General features: G+C 62.9%; 20 protein-coding genes. 2 read left to right on the top strand and 18 right to left on the bottom strand.

Going from position 1 to position 17976, the window contains the following annotated elements:
- Window position 1 precedes the first annotated feature (1 nt).
- The 9 genes from ccmI to ccmA form a co-directional block, all read right to left on the bottom strand.
- The gene (gene ccmI, locus M8Q45_RS05170; RefSeq protein WP_249873820.1) at window positions 2-1204 is read right to left on the bottom strand and encodes a c-type cytochrome biogenesis protein CcmI; all 1203 of its coding nucleotides are present in this window, start codon (window positions 1202-1204) and stop codon (window positions 2-4) included.
- Complete coding sequence (locus M8Q45_RS05165) at window positions 1197-1670, bottom strand: cytochrome c-type biogenesis protein (RefSeq protein WP_249873819.1); 474 nt, start codon at window positions 1668-1670, stop codon at window positions 1197-1199. The genes ccmI and M8Q45_RS05165 overlap by 8 nt, the downstream gene beginning before the upstream one ends.
- Window positions 1667-2203: a DsbE family thiol:disulfide interchange protein gene (locus tag M8Q45_RS05160; RefSeq protein ID WP_249873818.1), complete on the bottom strand. Its 537-nt coding sequence runs from the start codon at window positions 2201-2203 to the stop codon at window positions 1667-1669. The genes M8Q45_RS05165 and M8Q45_RS05160 overlap by 4 nt, the downstream gene beginning before the upstream one ends.
- Window positions 2200-4188: a heme lyase CcmF/NrfE family subunit gene (locus M8Q45_RS05155; protein ID WP_249873817.1), complete on the bottom strand. Its 1989-nt coding sequence runs from the start codon at window positions 4186-4188 to the stop codon at window positions 2200-2202. The genes M8Q45_RS05160 and M8Q45_RS05155 overlap by 4 nt, the downstream gene beginning before the upstream one ends.
- A 3-nt stretch (window positions 4189-4191) precedes the next feature.
- Window positions 4192-4647 carry a cytochrome c maturation protein CcmE gene (ccmE, locus tag M8Q45_RS05150; protein ID WP_249873816.1) on the bottom strand — a complete coding sequence of 152 codons (456 nt, stop codon included), beginning with the start codon at window positions 4645-4647 and terminating at the stop codon, window positions 4192-4194.
- Window positions 4644-4820, bottom strand: coding sequence for a heme exporter protein CcmD (gene ccmD, locus M8Q45_RS05145; RefSeq protein ID WP_007939192.1), 177 nt, complete (start codon window positions 4818-4820; stop codon window positions 4644-4646). Before ccmD ends, ccmE begins: the two co-directional genes overlap by 4 nt.
- Window positions 4817-5572, bottom strand: a complete 756-nt coding sequence (locus M8Q45_RS05140; RefSeq protein ID WP_030141054.1) for a heme ABC transporter permease — start codon at window positions 5570-5572, stop codon at window positions 4817-4819. The genes ccmD and M8Q45_RS05140 overlap by 4 nt, the downstream gene beginning before the upstream one ends.
- 94 nt (window positions 5573-5666) lie before the next feature.
- Window positions 5667-6335 (bottom strand): heme exporter protein CcmB, encoded by a 669-nt coding sequence (gene ccmB, locus M8Q45_RS05135; RefSeq protein WP_249873815.1) that lies wholly within the window; start codon window positions 6333-6335, stop codon window positions 5667-5669.
- Window positions 6332-6967 (bottom strand): cytochrome c biogenesis heme-transporting ATPase CcmA, encoded by a 636-nt coding sequence (gene ccmA, locus M8Q45_RS05130; RefSeq protein WP_030141056.1) that lies wholly within the window; start codon window positions 6965-6967, stop codon window positions 6332-6334. Before ccmA ends, ccmB begins: the two co-directional genes overlap by 4 nt.
- A 189-nt stretch (window positions 6968-7156) precedes the next feature.
- Between ccmA and fliK the strand changes: the two genes are divergently transcribed.
- Window positions 7157-8728, top strand: coding sequence for a flagellar hook-length control protein FliK (gene fliK, locus M8Q45_RS05125; protein WP_249873814.1), 1572 nt, complete (start codon window positions 7157-7159; stop codon window positions 8726-8728).
- Window positions 8725-9048, top strand: a complete 324-nt coding sequence (locus M8Q45_RS05120) for an EscU/YscU/HrcU family type III secretion system export apparatus switch protein (RefSeq protein WP_030141058.1) — start codon at window positions 8725-8727, stop codon at window positions 9046-9048. Before fliK ends, M8Q45_RS05120 begins: the two co-directional genes overlap by 4 nt.
- 142 nt (window positions 9049-9190) lie before the next feature.
- Here M8Q45_RS05120 and M8Q45_RS05115 read toward each other — a convergent pair whose 3' ends face one another.
- The 9 genes from M8Q45_RS05115 to M8Q45_RS05075 form a co-directional block, all read right to left on the bottom strand.
- Window positions 9191-9586 (bottom strand): DUF2802 domain-containing protein, encoded by a 396-nt coding sequence (locus tag M8Q45_RS05115; protein ID WP_030141059.1) that lies wholly within the window; start codon window positions 9584-9586, stop codon window positions 9191-9193.
- A 1-nt stretch (window position 9587) separates the two neighbouring features.
- Entirely contained in the window at window positions 9588-10073 is a 486-nt protein-coding gene (locus M8Q45_RS05110; RefSeq protein WP_024778681.1) for a chemotaxis protein CheW, read from the bottom strand.
- Between the two features lie 72 nt (window positions 10074-10145).
- Entirely contained in the window at window positions 10146-11018 is an 873-nt protein-coding gene (locus M8Q45_RS05105) for a CheW domain-containing protein (protein ID WP_249873813.1), read from the bottom strand.
- Window positions 11019-11245: 227 nt separating this feature from the next.
- Window positions 11246-12037: a ParA family protein gene (locus tag M8Q45_RS05100; protein ID WP_249873812.1), complete on the bottom strand. Its 792-nt coding sequence runs from the start codon at window positions 12035-12037 to the stop codon at window positions 11246-11248.
- 49 nt (window positions 12038-12086) lie between these two features.
- On the bottom strand, window positions 12087-12971 hold the full coding sequence (gene motD / locus M8Q45_RS05095; protein ID WP_249873811.1) for a flagellar motor protein MotD: 885 nt from the start codon (window positions 12969-12971) through the stop codon (window positions 12087-12089).
- A gap of 4 nt (window positions 12972-12975) precedes the next feature.
- Window positions 12976-13716: a flagellar motor protein gene (locus tag M8Q45_RS05090; protein WP_030141064.1), complete on the bottom strand. Its 741-nt coding sequence runs from the start codon at window positions 13714-13716 to the stop codon at window positions 12976-12978.
- Window positions 13716-14849, bottom strand: a complete 1134-nt coding sequence (locus M8Q45_RS05085; RefSeq protein WP_249873810.1) for a protein-glutamate methylesterase/protein-glutamine glutaminase — start codon at window positions 14847-14849, stop codon at window positions 13716-13718. Before M8Q45_RS05085 ends, M8Q45_RS05090 begins: the two co-directional genes overlap by 1 nt.
- A gap of 48 nt (window positions 14850-14897) precedes the next feature.
- The gene (locus M8Q45_RS05080; RefSeq protein ID WP_249873809.1) at window positions 14898-17159 is read right to left on the bottom strand and encodes a chemotaxis protein CheA; all 2262 of its coding nucleotides are present in this window, start codon (window positions 17157-17159) and stop codon (window positions 14898-14900) included.
- 30 nt (window positions 17160-17189) lie between these two features.
- On the bottom strand, window positions 17190-17975 hold the full coding sequence (locus tag M8Q45_RS05075; protein WP_030141067.1) for a protein phosphatase CheZ: 786 nt from the start codon (window positions 17973-17975) through the stop codon (window positions 17190-17192).
- Window position 17976: the final 1 nt, after the last annotated feature.

Below are 17976 nucleotides of genomic sequence, written 5' to 3'. Positions count from 1 at the left end.
GTCATTGGTCCGGACTGTCGATGGTCAATTGTTGCGGCGCGGTGGTGCTGCTCGCCAAGGGCTGGCTGCGACCGATCCACTCACCGGCGGTCGGCTGGCCGGCCCGGGAGATGCGTGCCACCAGTTGGACTTCCGGGAAGTTCGACAGTTTCAGTTGCGGCATCATTGCGTCCGCGTCCCCGAGTTCGACGCTGGCCGGCAGGTCGGCGACAGTCAGGCGCTTGGCTGCCAGCGGTGCCGGCGGACCGGAAACGGCGCGGGCAAAAATGAACACGCTGTCGCCCGGTTGCACCTTGGCCTTGAGTGCCGGAGCCAGGTCGACACGAACCTTGAGCAGCGCAGCGGTCTTGGCTGCCGGCGCCTGGACGACCTTGCCACCACTGGCCTGGAGCTTCTCGGTGGCGCGGGCGATACCCCCTTGCAACGCTTCACGGGATTTATCGCCTTCAGGCAACTGGGCCAGCAGGCGGCCCCAGTAATCGATCGCGTCCTGATAGCGCTCGCCTTCAAACGCGGCGATGCCCAACAGCCCCAGGCTGGTGACTTCCTTTGGATCGAGCTTCAGTGCCTCGTCGGTCAATGCCTGGACCTTGTCCGACCATTTCTTGCCATCAGCGAAGTATTGCGCCTGGGCCCATTGGCCCAACAGCTCCGGCTGGCGACCCGCGACCGCCACGGTGCGTTCGAAGATTTTCGCCGCGTCCGCCGGCCGGTCCTGGGCCATGTAGGTCCGGCCAAGGAAATACAGGCCCTCGGCAGAGTCCGGCTGCGCCGCCACCGCACGCTCAAGGCGCAAGGTCATCTCTTCCATCGACTGTGGCGCCTGGGCGAACTCGCGGGTCAGCTCGACTTTGTCGCTGGCCCCGAAATGCAGGTACAGCGCCAGGCCCAACACCGGCACCAACACGGCGGCGAGCAGCGGCAACGGCTTGCCCAGGCGCGATTCACGCGGCGCATCGGCGCCCTCGGTATCGGCCAGCAGTTCACGGGCGGCCTCGGCGCGACCGGTGTCCAGTTGGGCCGCATTGAGCACGCCCTCCTCCCGCTCGGCCTGCAATTCAGCGACGCGCTCCTGATACAGCGCCACGTTCAGCGCGGTGCGGTCTTCTTCCAATTGGGCACGACGGCCACGCAACACGGGGATCAATAGGAAACTCAGGGCAACCAGGAGAAGCAGCCCTGCGGCGAGCCAGAAATCAATCATGCTTGGTTTTATCCAACAGTTGGTCGAGGCGCTGGCGCTCTTCGACAGAAAGCGTGTCCGGGGTGGCACTGCGCTGCACCCGGCGGCGGCGCACGATCACCGCGATCACCACGAAACCACCCAGCAGCAGCCCGGCGGGGCCGAACCAGAGCAGCGCGGTCTTGGAGGACAGGGCCGGGTTGTAGCGCACGAACTCACCGTAGCGATCCACCATGAAATCGATGATCTGCTGGTTGTCCTTGCCCTCGCCGAGCATGCGGAAGATTTCCTTGCGCAAATCAGCCGCGATCGGCGCGTTGGAATCGGCGATGTCCTGGTTCTGGCACTTGGGGCAGCGCAGTTCCTTGGTCAGGTCGCGAAACCGCTCGCGCTCGGCGTCGTTGGCGAATTCGTAGGTATCGATGGCGGCGTGGGCCACGCCGGCCAGGCTCAAGCCGAGAATGGCCGCGGCTAACCAACGCTTCATGGCTTGGCCTCATCCACCAGGGCCTGGTACTTGGCGGCCAGTTTCTCGCGCCAGACCTGCTCGTCGATCACACCGACGAACTTGTCGCGAATGACGCCCTTGGCGTCGATGAAAAAGGTTTCCGGCGCACCGTATACACCCAGGTTCAGGCCCAAGGTGCCTTCTTCGTCGCGGATGTCCAGCTGATAGGGGTTATGGAACTCGGCCAGCCACTTCAAGGCGTCGGCATTGACGTCCTTGTAGTTGACGCCGTAGATCACCACGCCGTTCTGCGCGAGCTTGTTCAGCACCGGGTGCTCGACCCGGCAGGAAATGCACCAGGTGCCCCATACGTTGACCAAGGCCGGCTTGCCCAGCAGGTCGGCGCGGGTCAGGGTCTTGTCGCCTTGCACCGATGGCAGGGAAAACTCCGGGAACGGCTTGCCAATCATCGCCGAAGGCAGCTCCGACGGGTTCAGGAACAGCCCCCGATAAAGGAACACCGCAACGAGCAGGAACAGCGCCAGCGGCACTACCATCAACCAACGTTTCATGCAGTGGCTCCTGTTGCACCCAGGGCTTCACGCACCCGGGTCTTCACTTTGACGCGATAACGCCGATCCAGCGCTGCCAGTGCTCCGCCCAGGCCGGTGAGCAGGCCACCGAACCAGATCCAGCGCACGAACGGCTTGACGTGGACCCGCACCGCCCAGGCGCCATCGCCCAGGGACTCGCCCAGCGCCACATACAGGTCGCGGGTGAAGCCGGCGTCGATGCCGGCTTCGGTCATCACCGAGTTCTGCACGGTGTAGAGGCGTTTCTCCGGGTGCAGCACGGTGATCTCCTCGCCGTTGCGAATGACCCGCACGGTGCCTTTGTCGGATGTGAAGTTCGGCCCCTCGAAATGCTTGGCGCCCTCGAAGACGAACTGGTAGCCGCCCAGGTCCATGGACTCGCCCGGCGCCAGGCGCAGGTCACGCTCGGCGCTGTTCTGGCTGGACAGCACCACGCCGAGGGCGCAAACGGCGATGCCCAGGTGGGCGAGTTGCATGCCCCAATAGCTCCGGGTCAGGGTTGGCAGGCCCTTGATCAGGCCTTTGTGGCGGGTCTTGTCGAAGATGTCCCGGACACCGGCCAGCAACACCCAGGCCGCCAGCACGAAGGTCGCCAGCACCGCCCAGTTGAAGTCGCCGTAGGCGATGCCGGCTACCACGGCCAGGGCAGCCGTGCCCAACAGCACCGGCGTGAGCATGCCCATCAGCCATTTGACCGGCGTGTCCTTCCAGCGCACCAGCACACCGATCGCCATCACCCCCATCAGGATCGCCATCAGCGGAATGAACAGCGCGTTGAAGTACGGCGGGCCGACCGACAGCTTGGCACCGGACAACGCGTCGAGCACCAGCGGATACAAGGTGCCCAGCAGAATCATCGACGCGGCCACCACCAGCACCAGGTTGTTGCCCAGCAGCAGGGTTTCCCGGGACCAGAGGTTGAAGCCGACCTGGCTCTTGACCACGGGCGCACGCAGGGCGAACAGCGTCAGCGAACCGCCAACGACAAACAACAGGAACATCAGGATGAACACGCCACGCTCAGGGTCCGAGGCAAAGGCATGCACCGAGGTCAACACGCCGGAGCGCACCAGGAACGTTCCCAGCAGGCTCAGGGAGAATGCCGCGATGGCCAGCAGCACCGTCCAGCTCTTGAATACGCCGCGCTTTTCCGTGACCGCCAGCGAGTGGATCAGCGCCGTGCCGACGAGCCATGGCATGAAGGAAGCGTTTTCCACCGGATCCCAGAACCACCAGCCGCCCCAGCCGAGTTCGTAATAGGCCCACCATGAACCGAGTGTGATGCCGATACCGAGGAAGGCCCAGGCGACAATGGTCCACGGGCGCGACCAGCGCGCCCACGCGGCGTCGAGGCGACCACCGAGCAAGGCGGCGATGGCAAAGGCGAACGCCACGGAAAAACCGACATAGCCCATGTAGAGCATCGGCGGATGGACGATCAGGCCGATGTCCTGCAGGAGCGGGTTAAGGTCCCGGCCATCCATCGGCACTTGCGGCAGGATCCGCTCGAAAGGGTTGGACGTGACGATCAGGAACAGCAGGAAACCGGTGCTGATAATGCCCATGATCGCCAGTACGCGGGCGAGCATCACCTGGGGCAACTGCCGGGAGAACACCGACACCGCAAAGGTCCAGCCGGCGAGGATCAATGCCCAGAGCAGCAGCGAACCTTCGTGGGCGCCCCACACCGCGCTGAACTTGTAGTACCAGGGCAAGGCGCTGTTGGAGTTGCTGGCGACGTATTCCACGGAAAAATCGTCAGTCATGAAGGCGTAGGTCAGGCAGCCGAAGGCGAACAGCATGAACGCGAACTGCCCCCATGCCGCTGGCTGGGCCAGGCTCATCCACAGGCGATCGCCACGCCAGGCACCGAGCAACGGCACCACGGCCTGGACCAGGGAAAAACACAGTGCCAGGATCATGGCCAGATGGCCCAGCTCGGGGATAAAAATGCCGGTGGTCATCGATCAACCCTCCTTAACGGGCGCGGGCGCCGACTGGCCGCTGTCTTTCAGGGCCTTGGTGACTTCCGGCGGCATGTATTTCTCGTCGTGCTTGGCCAGCACCTCGTCGGCCACCACTACGCCGTCGGCGTTGAGCTTGCCCAAGGCGACAATGCCCTGCCCTTCGCGGAACAAGTCAGGAAGGATGCCGCGATAGGTGATGGTCACGGTCTTGTTGAAATCGGTGACATTGAACTTCACGTCCAGCGAATCCCCGGAACGCTCCAGCGAGCCCTTCTCCACCATGCCGCCCGCGCGAATGCGGGTGTCCTTCGGCGCTTCGCCATTGGCGATCTGGGTCGGGGTATAGAACAGGTTGATGTTCTGCTGCAGGGCACTGAGGGCCAGGCCGACCGCGGCGCCGACGCCGACCAGGATCGCCAGGATGATGACAAGACGTTTTCTACGCAGCGGATTCACTGACCGTTCTCCCGGCGCAGACGACGCGCCTCTTGTTGCAGATACCGCTTGCGGGCCAGGATCGGCGCCGCCACGTTGAGGGCCAGCACCGCCAGGCAAATGCCGTAGGCCGACCAGACATACAGGCCGTGATGGCCCATGGCGAGGAAATCGCCGAATGACGCAAAACTCATCGAGCGGCCTCCAGGCTGTTCTGTACTTCGGCTTTCACCCAACTGGCCCGGGACTCGCGCTTGAGCACTTCGAGGCGCATGCGCAGCAGCAACACCGCGCCGAAGAAGCAGTAGAAACCCAGCGCGGTCAGCAGCAGCGGCAGCCACATCTCCACCGGCATCGCCGGTTTCTCAGTCAGGGTGAAGGTCGCGCCCTGGTGCAGGGTGTTCCACCACTCCACCGAATACTTGATGATCGGGATATTGATGACCCCGACAATCGCCAACACCGCGCAGGCCTTGGCGGCGCTGTCACGATTGCTGATGGCGTTGCCCAGCGCAATAAGACCGAAGTACAGGAACAGCAGGATCAGCATCGACGTCAGTCGCGCATCCCAGACCCACCACGAACCCCAGGTCGGCTTGCCCCAGATGGCCCCGGTGACCAGTGCCACGGCGGTCATCCAGGCGCCGATGGGCGCGGCGCATTGCAGGGCCACGTCGGCCAGTTTCATTTTCCACACCAGCCCGACCACACCGCAGACCGCCAGCATCACGTAGATCGACTGGGCCAGCATCGCCGTCGGAACATGGATATAGATGATGCGGAAGCTGTTGCCTTGCTGGTAGTCCGGCGGCGCGAAGGCCAGGCCCCAGACCACGCCGATGCCGATCAGCAACAGGGCGGCGACGCTCAACCAGGGCAGCATCCTGCCGCTGATGCCGTAGAACCACTTGGGTGAGCCGAGCTTGTGAAACCAGGTCCAGTTCATTGCTGTTTCCATCACGGTTGCGGCTCGCATCGCGAACCGCCGGGTCGGCCTTTTCCTTCCTAAGAAGTGGTCAATTCTTGACCAGGCCTCGTTATTATTCGCCGACGCTGATCTTCAGGCCAGCGGCTATTGCAAAGGGTGTCAGGGTTATCGCCAGGGCGGTCAAGCTCCCAAGCCACAGCAGATAACCGGTGGCCGGCATGCCTTGCAGCGCGGCTTGCAAAGCGCCGCTGCCCAGGATCAAAACCGGTATGTACAACGGCAGGATCAGCAAGGCCAGCAACAAGCCACCACGCTTGAGCCCGACCGTCAGCGCCGCGCCCACCGCGCCGAGCAGGCTCAGCACCGGTGTGCCCAGCAGCAGCGACAACAACAGCACCGGCATGCAGGCGGCAGGCAAACCCAGCATCATTGCCAGCAATGGCGAGAGCAGCACCAGCGCCAGCCCGGAAAAAACCCAGTGTGCCAGTACCTTGGCCAAAACCAGAAGGGCCAGGGGGTGCGACGAAAGGACCCACTGTTCCAGGGATCCGTCTTCGAAATCACTGCGGAAAAGCCCGTCCAGCGAGAGCAGCACCGACAAAAGTGCCGCCACCCAGACCAGTCCCGGCGACAAGGTTTGCAACAATTGAGTCTCCGGCCCAACCGCCAGCGGAAACAACGCGATCACGATGGCGAAGAACACCAGCGGGTTGGCCAGTTCGGCCGGACGACGGAACAACAGGCGCGCTTCACAGGCAAGCAACAGGCCAAAGACACTCATACCGCCCAGTTCCCCAGGTCAATGCTGCGATAACCGGAGGGCATCCGGGCCAAGGTGTGGTGCGTGGTCAGCAGCACCATGCCGCCGTTTTCGCAGTGCCGGGCGAGGTGTTCTTCAAGCTGCGCCACGCCTTGCTTGTCCAGGGCGGTAAACGGCTCGTCGAGGATCCACAGCGGCGGACTGTCCAGGTACAGCCGCGCCAGGGCGACGCGGCGCTGCTGGCCGGCCGACAAGGTATGGCTCGGCACGTCCTCGAAACCTTTCAATCCTACCGCCGCCAACGCCTGCCAGATCGCCTCGCGCCCGGCCGGACGATGCAGCGCGCAGAGCCAACTGAGGTTTTCTTCGGGAGTCAGCAGATCCTTGATGCCGGCGGCATGGCCGATCCACAACAGATTGCGCGCCAGCTCGCTGCGCTGGCTATGCAGCGGTTGGCCGTTGAGCAGGATCTCGCCGGCGGTGGGCTGCATCAACCCGGCCAGCAGGCGCAGCAGACTGGTCTTGCCACTGCCGTTGGGGCCACTGATCTGCACCATATCGCCACGCGAGAGTCTCAATTCGAGATTTTCGAAGAGCAGCCGCAAGTCTCGCTCACAGGCGAGGCCGACGGTTTGCAGGAGAGGACTGGTCAAGGGATCGCGGGCCTTATACGGTTCAAGTCGGCCATGCAGCGGCCGTTAAAGTAGTGCAGCATAGATGCATTGATGGCCTGTTCCACAGAGCTGCGTCAAACAATTGCAAGGTTTTTGCCACTCTCCGGAAGGCGGGCGGCATTATACATGTGAAGCCCCCTCCGGGCTGATTCCAAGGTAAGACCGCGAATGACAGGCGACATGAACATCCCGCCACTGCCCCAGGTCACGGCAACGACACGCATGCCCGCGGTGACGGGCGAATTGCTCAAGTTGCTGGCACCCGCCGAAGGGCTGATCGGCCCTGGCCAGACGGCCCAGGCCGAGGTGCTGTCGCTCAAGCAGGCGGACCAGACGTTTCAGTTGCTGCTCAAGGTCACGCTGGAAAGCGGTCGCCAAGCCACCGTACAGGCCACCAGCACCCAGCCATTGCCCCAGGGCACCAGCCTGGCCGTGACCCAGCCGTCCGCCAGCAACCTGGCGATCACCGTGCAGCAGGCCCTTGCCTCCAGTGTCGCCACCCTCACCCGAATCGACACCGCGCAGTTGCCCGTGGGCACCTTGTTGCAAGGCAAGGTGCTGACCAGCCAGGCCTTGCCGCAACTGCCCGGGCAACCCGCCGTGTATCGTTCGCTGGTGAGTTTGCTCAATACCGCCCAGGCCGGCAGCACCTTGGACATCGAAAGTCCGCAACCCCTGCGCATCGGCATGCTGTTGAGTGCCCAAGTGCAAGATGCGCAGACGCTGAAATTCGTGCCCCTGAGCAATCGCCAGGAACAACTGGCGGTGAGCCAGCAATTGGTGACGCAGATGAGCCGCCAGGGTTCGCTGGACAGCCTGCTCAGCGCCCTGCAGAACCTTCCCGCCACTGATGACACCGGCCCCGAGCTGCGCGCAGCGGTGACGCGCCTGCTGGCCGGCCTGCCGGATATCCAGCAATTGACCACGCCCAAGGGCCTGGCCCAGGCCATGGTCGCCAGCGGCGCGTTTCTCGAAAGCAAACTGCTGGCCGGACAGCCACCAAGCCTGGCGCCGGACCTCAAGGGCGACCTGCTGAAACTGATCGCCCAGTTGACACCCGCCCTGCCCGCCTCCACCAACCTCTCTGCCGTCATTGCCGCCAACACACTGGCCCAAGCCCTGCCCAGCTTTGTCCGCAGCGCCCTGGGGATGCTCGGCCAAGTCAGCGCCAAGCCACAACCCACCAGTTTTCCATTGCCCTCGCGGCTGTTGAAGGGACAAGACGAAGAAGGCGACCTGGAGCACCTGCTGCGCCTGGCAGCCGCCGCCGTTTCACGGCTGCAAAGCCATCAATTGTCGAGCCTGGAGCAAACCGGGCTGACCGATGACGGTCGGCTGATGAGTACGTGGCAACTGGAGATTCCGATGCGCAACCTGCAGGACATCGTGCCGCTGCAGGTCAAGTTCCAGCGCGAGGACACCGCCGCCCGGGAACAGCCGGACGAACGCCGCGAACAACCCGAACCGAAACAGCAGCTTTGGCGGGTCGAATTGGCATTCGACATGGAGCCGCTGGGGCCGCTGCAGATTCAGGCCCAGTTGCTCAGTGGCAGCCTGTCCAGCCAGCTCTGGGCAGAACGGCCGTACACCGCCAGCCTGATCGAACGGAACCTGACCGCATTGCGTGAACGCCTGGTGACGTGCGGGTTGAACGTCGGCGACCTCGATTGCCACCTCGGCACCCCGCCCCAAGGCCCCAAGACTCGGCTGGAACAACGCTGGGTGGACGAAACCGCATGAACACAGAACCCCGCCAGGCCATCGCCCTCAAGTACGACGGCCACCACGCCCCGACCCTCACCGCCAAGGGCGACGAAGCCCTGGCCGAGGAAATCCTGCGCATCGCCCGGGAAAGCGAAGTGCCGATTTATGAGAATGCCGAATTGGTGAAGCTGCTGGCGCGCATGGAGCTGGGCGACAGCATCCCGGAAGAGTTGTACCGCACGATTGCCGAGATCATTGCGTTTGCGTGGAACCTGAAGGGCAAGTTCCCGCAGGGGTTTGATCCGCATGCGCAGAGTGTGGAGAAAGATGTGACGGAACGTGGGGATGATTACTGAGCCTTCAGCGATTTGAAGTCAGGCGCCGTGTAGGAGCTGCCGAGCGAAGCGAGGCTGCGATCTTTTCCCAGACAATTGAATATCAAGCGAAAGATCAAGATCAAAAGATCGCAGCCTCGCTGCGCTCGGCAGCTCATGGCAATCAGCCGCCCTTGTGCAACTTGCTCATCAATTCCGCCTCGGCCTGGGTCAGGCCGCACGCCTGGGTCAGTTCGTCGATGCTGGCGCCCATGCCGACCAGTCGGGCGGCTTGGGCGAAGGACAGGCTGGAGGGGTCGCGCTGTTCCAGTTGCGCCAGTTTGTCCGGCAACGGCGCGACCACGGCACGCAGCTCATGGAGCGCTTCGCCCATGCGCACGGTGCCGTTCTGATAGTCGTCGACACGCTTGGCCAGGTCCTTGATGCGCTGGTCGCGCAGCGCATCACCCTGGGCCTGTTGAGCGGCGATATCCCGCTGGCCACGTATGTAGGACAAAAACATCGCCAGCGTGCCTGCCCAGAAAAGGAACAGGACAATGACTGCTACCTCAAGAATCAAATCAGATACTCTCCAGTTCCGACCACTCTTCTTCGCTCATCATTTTTTCCAGTTCGACCAGGATCAGCAACTCATTGTTCTTGTTGCAGACGCCCTGGATGAACTTCGCCGACTCTTCGTTACCGACGTTAGGCGCGGTTTCGATTTCCGACTGACGCAAGTAAACCACTTCGGCCACGCTATCGACCAGGATACCGACCACTTGCTTGTCGGCCTCGATGATCACGATACGGGTGTTGTCGTTGACCTCGGTGGAGTTCAAGCCGAAACGCTGGCGGGTGTCGATGACGGTCACGACGTTACCGCGCAGGTTGATGATGCCCAGCACGTAGCTTGGTGCACCCGGAACCGGGGCGATCTCGGTGTAGCGCAGCACTTCCTGCACGCGCATCACGTTGATGCCGTAGGTTTCGTTATCGAGCTTGAACGTCACCCATTGCAAGATCGGATCTTCGGAACCCTTGAGAGACGACGCCTTATCATTCATACCCTGACCCCTCGAAAAACCGCCTGTGGCGGTGTGTGTTCTGTCCGGCGGCGCCCTGCGCCGCCGGTTGTCTTATTTCGGTTTCCGGACCGGCTTGGCGCCGTCCAGGTGTTTTGCCCCGCCGCTGGCGATCAGCTCCGCCAGTTCGGAAACGTCCAGCAAGGCGCACATGTGTTCGATCACCGTACCGGCCAGCCATGGCCGTTGCCCTCGATGGCTGCGCCACTTGATTTCATTCGGGTCCAGGCGCAGCGAACGGCTGACCTGATGCACCGCCAATCCCCATTCGTAACCCTGCACTGAAATCACATACTGCAGGCCCTGGCGAAAATCATCGCGATAACGGTCCGGCATGACCCAGCGCGCAGTGTCCAACACTTTCAGGTTGCCGGCCTGGCTCGGCAGGATTCCGAGGAACCACTCCGGCTGGCCGAACAACGGCGTCAATTCCTGGCCGGCCAGGGAGTAGATCGACCCCAGGCAAACCAACGGCACCGCCAGGGTCAACCCGGCCACGTCGAACAACAGACACTCAAATGGCTCGGCGGCCCACGCCGGACGGTCATCGACCTGCACCGGCGGCGGTGTATTGCTCGGCGGCAGGTGGATTTCCACCACCGGCGTCACCAGCCCCTGCAGCAACGGGGCTACGGTGGAGACCGGCGCCAGGATCGGCGCGGGGGCTTCCATCACCGCCACCTGAGGCTTGATGAACGGTGCCTCGACCGCAGCAACAATCACCGACGCCTGTGCGTCACGGGCCTGCTCTTCGAGCACGGCCGCCTGAAACTCGTCCAGCACCACCTCGGCTTCGACGGGCTCGGGCAATGCCTCGACCGCGCTCGGCGACGCTGGCAATTCTTCGGTCGCTTCCTGCAAGAGCCCATCCAGATAGGACTGCAAGGCCATTTGCGGGCGCGAGGTTGTCTTGATCGGGCGGTTCATGGGAACTGTGCGCCACTTGAAAAGGTTATCGGCATGAATGCCATGAGACTTGAGCTCGCAAAACTGTCAGGCATCCGAGTAGGCGCTGCCGAAGGCTGCGATCCTTTGATCTTGGTCTGCGGAGTATCCATGCTCACTGAAAGATCGCAGGCTGCGCCAGCTCCTACAACGCCAGTTCCTACAACGCCAGCTCCTACAACACCTGCTTCCACATACAGAGATTTCAATCAGGCCACCTGCTGCGGAACGAGCTGCTGGGCCAGCAGGTGCTTGAGAAGCGCGCGATAGGCCAGTACGCCACGGCTCTTGCCATCGAACTGCGACGGCGTCACACCGGCACGGCTCGCATCTCGCAGGCGGGTATCGACCGGGATGTAGCCTTGCCAGATGTCATCCGGGTACATGTCGCGCAATACCCGCAGGGTACCGAGGGACGCCTGGGTGCGACGGTCGAACAAGGTCGGCACGATAGTGAACGCCAACGATTGCTTGCGGGAACGGTTGACCATCGCCAGGGTGTTGACCATGCGTTCCAGGCCTTTCACCGCCAAGTGTTCGGTCTGCACCGGGATCACCAATTGCTGGCTGGCCGCCAACGCGTTGACCATCAGCAGCCCCAGCAACGGCGGGCTGTCGATGATCGCGTAATCGAAATCCTGCCACAGTTGCGCCAGACTCTTGGCGATCACCAGGCCCAGGCCGCTCTGGCCCGGCGACTGGCGCTCCAGGGTGGCCAAGGCGGTGCTCGACGGCAACAGGGAAATCCGCTCATCACTGGTCGACAGCAGCAATTGCCCCGGCAAGCCCTCGGGCACGGTGCCCTTGTGCAGGAACAGGTCGTAGTTGCTGTGCTCCAGGTTGTCGGGATCGTAGCCGAAATAACTGGTCATCGAGCCGTGGGGGTCCAGATCGACGATGACCACGCGCTTGCCCGCCTCAGCCAGCAAACCGGCTAGAGCGATGGAGGATGTGGTTTTGCCCACACCACCTTTTTGATTGGCGACTGCCCAGACTCTCATTCGGATCGTTCCTCCCGGTCGAGACGCGCTCGACCGAGAAATAGCTCGGTTATAAAGCCGGTGACGGAGAATTGACGGCGTTCTGTCTTACCGGCGACTTGACCGGGGTCGGTGCAGTTTGTGTGCCAGCCCGCTTCAATGCCGCATCCGGTTTTGCATTGGCCGTGCCGGTGCCGGTCAGGCTGCGACGCACATCGAGGTTGCGCGAGACCACCAGCACCACTCGCCGGTTGCGCGCGCGCCCTTCTGCGGTGGCGTTGTTGGCCACCGGCTGGAACTCGCCATAACCCACCGACGCCAGGCGACCGGGGTTGACGCCCTGCATGGCGAGCATGCGGACGATGCTCGCCGAACGGGCCGAAGACAGTTCCCAGTTGGTCGGATACTGCGCGGTGCGGATCGGCTGGTCGTCAGTGAAGCCTTCGACGTGGATCGGGTTGTCGAACGGTTTCAGGATCGCCGCGACCTTGTCGATGATGTTGAAGGCCATGTCGCTGGGCATGGCGTCGCCGCTGCCGAACAGCAGGCTGGAGTTGAGTTCGATCTCGACCCACAACTCGTTGCCACGCACGGTCATCTGGTTGGAGCTGATCAAGTCGCCGAACGCGGCGCTGATGTCATCGGCAATGCTTTTCAACGGATCGCTGCCACCGGCAATGCCGGCGTCGACCTGTTCGGCATCCTTGACCAGCGGCTTGGCGGGGGTCACGGTCTTGGGCCGCTCCTCGCCAATCGGAATAGGCTTGAGGGCCCGGTCGGAATCGGTGAAGACGCCGATCAACGCCTCGGAAATAACCTTGTACTTGCCTTCGTTGACCGAAGAGATCGAATACATGACCACGAAAAAGGCGAACAGCAGCGTGATGAAGTCGGCATAGGAAACGAGCCAGCGTTCATGGTTGACGTGTTCTTCGTGATGTCTGCGACGTGCCATGGCCTTAGTCCATGAAGCCCTGGAGCTTCAACTCGATGGAACGCGGGTTTTCACCTTCGGCGATCGACAGGATCCCTTCCAGCAGCATTTCGCGGTAGCGCGACTGGCGCAACGCGATGGATTTGAGCTTGGCCGCGATCGGCAGCAACACCAGGTTGGCACTCGCCACGCCATAGATGGTGGCGACGAAGGCCACGGCAATGCCGCTGCCCAGTTGCGATGGGTCGGCCAGGTTGCCCATCACGTGGATCAGGCCCATGACCGCACCGATGATGCCGATGGTCGGCGCGTAGCCGCCCATGCTCTCGAAGACTTTCGCCGCTTCGATGTCGCGGGCTTCCTGGGTGTAGAAATCCACTTCCAGGATGCTGCGGATCGCTTCGGGTTCGGCGCCGTCCACCAGCAACTGCAAGCCCTTGCGCGAGTAGTTGTCGGGTTCGGCGTCGGCCACGCCTTCCAGGCCCAGCAGGCCTTCCTTGCGAGCGGTCAGGCTCCAGTTCACCACGCGGTCGATGCCGCCGGCCAGGTCGACCCGAGGCGGAAACAGAATCCACACCAGGACCTGCATGGCTCGCTTGAAGGCGCTCATGGGCGACTGCAACAGCGCAGCGCCGACGGTGCCACCGAGCACGATCAATGCGGCGGGACCGTTGGCCAGCGCGCCAAGGTGGCCGCCTTCCAGATAGTTGCCACCGATGATGGCGACGAACGCCATGATGATGCCGATCAGGCTGAGCACATCCATTACAGGCAGGCCTCGACCAGATGCTTACCCATGTCATCCAGGCTGTAGATCGCATCGGCGAGGTCGGCTTTGACGATCGCCATCGGCATGCCGTAGATCACGCAGCTGGCTTCATCCTGGGCCCAGATCGCGCTGCCGCCCTGCTTGAGCAAGCGGGCGCCCTCACGACCGTCGGCGCCCATGCCGGTGAGGACCACCGCCAGAACTTTGTCACCGTAGGATTTCGCCGCGGAACCGAAGGTGATATCCACGCAAGGCTTGTAGTTCAAGCGTTCGTCGCCCGGCAGGATCTTCACCGCGCCACGACCGTCGATCATCATCTGCTTGCCACCTGGCGCCAGCAGCGCCAGGCCTGGCCGCAGGATGTCGCCATCCTCGGCTTCCTTGACGCTGATGCGGCAGAGTTTGTCCAGGCGCTCGGCAAACGCCTTGGTGAAGGCCGCGGGCATGTGCTGGATCAACACGATCGGCGCCGGGAAGTTGGCCGGCAATTGGGTCAGGACCCGTTGCAGTGCCACCGGACCACCGGTAGACGTGCCGATGGCGACCAGTTTGTAGGCCTTGCGCTTGGGCGCTGGCGACGACGGACTGGTTGGCGCCGGGCGAGCAGGAGCAGGTGCCGGAGCACTGCGGACCGGTGCCGGATTGAAGTTGCTCGACGCCGAAGGCGTCGGCGCTGGCGCGGGCGCAGCAGTCGGCGCAGGCGCCGGTGCGCTGTAGGCACTGACGCGGCGGTTGCTGCGGGAAATGCTGTGGACCTTCTCGCACAGCAACTGGCGGACCTTGTCCGGGTTGCGCGAAATGTCCTCGAAGTTCTTCGGCAGGAAGTCCACCGCCCCGGCGTCCAGCGCATCGAGGGTGACCCGAGCGCCTTCATGGGTCAGGGAGGAGAACATCAAAACCGGGGTCGGGCAGCGCTGCATGATATGCCGCACCGCCGTGATGCCATCCATCATCGGCATCTCGTAGTCCATGGTGATCACGTCCGGCTTGAGCGCCAGGGCCTGATCGATCGCTTCTTTGCCGTTGGTCGCCGTACCGACGACCTGAATGCTCGTGTCCGCCGAAAGAATTTCCGAGACGCGGCGGCGGAAAAACCCCGAATCGTCCACCACCAGGACTTTAACTACCATAAACACTCCGTTAGACGAGGCGCGGCGTCGGGCCGCGCCCCTCCAGAATCAAATACGCCGGGCGGCGTAGCGCTTGAGCATGCTTGGCACATCGAGGATCAACGCGATGCGGCCGTCGCCGGTGATGGTGGCGCCGGACATGCCCGGGGTGCCCTGGAGCATCTTGCCCAACGGCTTGATGACCACTTCTTCCTGGCCCACCAACTGGTCGACGACAAAGCCGATTCGCTGGGTGCCCACCGAAAGGATCACCACATGGCCCTCGCCCTGCTCGACATGGGCGGCAGAGCTGACCAGCCAACGCTTGAGGTAGAACAGCGGCAGCGCCTTGTCCCGCACGATGACCACCTCCTGGCCGTCGACCACGTTGGTGCGCGACAGGTCGAGGTGGAAAATCTCGTTGACGTTGACCAGCGGGAAGGCGAACGCCTGGTTGCCCAGCATCACCATCAGGGTCGGCATGATCGCCAGGGTCAACGGGACCTTGATGACGATCTTCGAGCCCTGGCCCTTGGTCGAGTAAATGTTGATCGAGCCGTTGAGCTGGGAAATCTTGGTTTTCACCACGTCCATGCCCACGCCACGACCGGACACGTCGGAGATCTCGGTCTTGGTCGAGAAGCCCGGGGCGAAGATCAGGTTGTAGCACTCGGTGTCGCTCAGGCGATCGGCCGCGTCCTTGTCCATCACGCCACGCTTCACCGCGATCGCTCGCAGGACGTTCGGGTCCATGCCCTTGCCGTCGTCGGAGATCGACAGCAGGATGTGGTCGCCCTCCTGCTCGGCGGCCAGGATCACCTTGCCGCTGCGGACCTTGCCAGACGCTTCGCGTTCTTCCGGCGACTCGATGCCGTGGTCGACCGCGTTGCGCACCAAGTGGACCAGCGGGTCGGCCAGGGCCTCGACAAGGTTCTTGTCGAGGTCGGTCTCTTCACCCACCAGTTCCAGGTTGATTTCTTTCTTGAGCTGGCGAGCCAGGTCGCGAACCAGGCGCGGGAAACGCCCGAAGACTTTCTTGATCGGCTGCATCCGGGTCTTCATGACCGCGGTCTGCAAGTCGGCCGTGACCACGTCGAGGTTCGACACGGCCTTGGACATGGCTTCGTCCTGGCTGTTGAGGCCCAGGCGCACCAGGCGGTTACGCACCAGCACCAGTTCGCCGACCATGTTCATGATCTCGTCCAGGCGCGCGGTGTCGACCCGCACCGTGGTCTCGGCTTCGCTGGCCGGTTTTTCCGCGGGTGCAGCCGCTGGAGCACGGGCTGGCGCCGGAGCGGCGGCAGCAGCGGGTTTCGGTGTCTCGGCCTTCGGTTCCGGTGCCTTGGCGGCCGGCTTGGGCGCAGCCTTCGCGGCGGGTGCGGCTGTCGCGGCGGCGGTGGTTGCAGCGGCGGGCGCGGCGGAAGCCTTGCCGACTTCGCTGAACTTGCCCTTGCCATGCAGCTCATCGAGCAGCGATTCGAATTCGTGGTCGCTGATCAGGTCACTGCCGGCCGCCGCCGCTGCTGGCTTGGCCGGGCTCGGCGCGGAGGCGATGGCCGAATCCAGCGCATCGACGGCAAAGTTGCCCTTGCCGTGCAACTGGTCGAGCAAGGCTTCGAATTCGTCGTCGGTAATGTCGGAGTTATCCCCCGCTGCCTTTGGCGCAGCCGGGGCCGCCGGCGCTGCGACCGCATCGGGGGCGAACTGGCCCTTGCCGTGCAACTGGTCAAGCAGCGACTCGAACTCATCGTCGGTAATTTCATCGCTGGCAGCGGCATCGGCGGCTGGCGCAGCAGGTGCGGCAGGCGCCTCGGCTTCGGCCTTGACGGCGTTCAGCGAGTCCAGCAGCGATTCGAATTCATGATCGGTGATGTCGCCCGATTCCTCGGCGACCGGCTCTTCCACAACAGGCTCGGCCACCGGTGCGGCTTCGTCAGCCGACTGCGGCTCGGCCAGGCGCGACAGCGCGGCAAGCAGCTCGGGCGTGGCCGGGGTGATCGGCGAGCGCTCGCGCACTTCGCTGAACATGCTGTTGACCGCATCCAGCGCTTCGAGCACCACGTCCATCAGTTCCGAGTCGACGCGACGCTCCCCCTTGCGCAGGATGTCGAACACGTTCTCGGCAATGTGGCAGCACTCCACCAGCTCGTTGAGCTGGAGGAAGCCGGCGCCTCCTTTTACAGTGTGGAAACCGCGAAAAATTGCATTGAGCAGATCCGCATCATCAGGTCGGCTTTCCAGCTCGACCAGCTGTTCGGACAGTTGCTCTAGAATCTCGCCGGCCTCAACCAGGAAATCCTGAAGGATCTCTTCATCGGCGCCGAAGCTCATTAATGGCTGCTCCTAAAATAGGGCTAAAAACTAGAATCCAAGGCTGGACAGCAAATCGTCCACATCGTCCTGACCGGACACAACGTCTTCTCTTTTATCGGCATGAATCTGCGGACCTTCACCCTGAGAGAGATGTTTTTGTGGATCTTTTTCAGCAAGCATCGCTTCACGGTCGTGTTCGATGCCGGCAAAGCGGTCGACCTGGCTAGCCATCAACACCAGTTTGAGCAGATTGCTTTCCACTTCGGTGACCAGTTGGGTCACGCGCTTGATTACCTGGCCGGTGAGGTCCTGGTAATCCTGGGCCAACAGAATGTCGTTGAGGTTGCTTGCCACGGCGCGGTTCTCGGCGCTGCTGCGTGTCAGGAAACCGTCGACCCGCCGGGCCAGCTCCCGAAATTCCTCGGCGCCGACTTCGCGACGCATGAACCGTCCCCAATCGGTGCTCAACGCCTGGGCTTCCTCGCTCAGGCCGTTGACCAGGGGCGTTGCGCTTTCCACCAGGTCCATGGTGCGGTTGGCCGCGGCTTCGGTCAGCTTGACCACATAGCCAAGGCGCTCGGTCGCGTCGGTAATCTGCGAGACTTCCTCGGCCTGCGGCATGTTCGGATCGATCTGGAAATTGACGATCGCGCTGTGCAGTTCACGGGTGAGCTTGCCGACTTCCTGGTACAGACCACGATCCCGGGTCTGGTTGAGCTCATGAATCATTTGAACCGCATCGCCGAAGCGGCCCTTTTCAAGGCTGTCGACCAGTTCGCGGGCATGTTTTTTCAGGGTCGATTCGAAATCGCCCATTGAAGATTCGTTGTCCATA

Origin of the sequence: Pseudomonas sp. T1.Ur, from assembly GCF_023516725.1 — a bacterium.
Lineage (GTDB): Bacteria > Pseudomonadota > Gammaproteobacteria > Pseudomonadales > Pseudomonadaceae > Aquipseudomonas > Aquipseudomonas alvandae.
The sequence above is the reverse complement of the archived record's forward strand: the minus strand, read 5'-3'. Positions and strand labels throughout refer to the sequence as shown.